This is a genomic window from Priestia sp. 10L35, assembly GCF_056395685.1.
Genome location: NZ_JBFTKA010000067.1, coordinates 1 through 386, shown reverse-complemented (window position 1 = coordinate 386; position 386 = coordinate 1). Strand labels below are relative to the sequence as shown.

The 386-nt window shown below is 39.9% G+C and carries 1 rRNA gene; it reads left to right on the top strand.

Annotated elements, in window-relative coordinates:
• A 16S ribosomal RNA gene (locus tag AC1DEF_RS29370) occupies positions 1–86 on the top strand; the annotation flags it as partial.
• Positions 87–386: the final 300 nt, after the last annotated feature.

Sequence of the window (386 nt, the reverse complement as noted above, 5' to 3'; positions counted from 1 at the left end):
GCTAGCCGCCTAAGGTGGGACAGATGATTGGGGTGAAGTCGTAACAAGGTAGCCGTATCGGAAGGTGCGGCTGGATCACCTCCTTTCTAAGGATTTTTACATGACGTACGTTTTGACACTTTGTTCAGTTTTGAGAGTTTAATCTCTCATTAATAATTGCGCCTGCGATTACTCGGCGCAAAACTGCACGTAGATATCACAGTGATGTTTATCATGATGTGATTGAAGTCAGTTGTTTTGTTCTTTGAAAACTAGATAACAGTAATTGCTGAGGAAAAGTGAAACTTTTCTTTAATCAAATCAATAAATAACACAACATTATGTTGTACCATTTATTCGCTAATGGTTAAGTTAGAAAGGGCGCACGGTGAATGCCTTGGCACTAG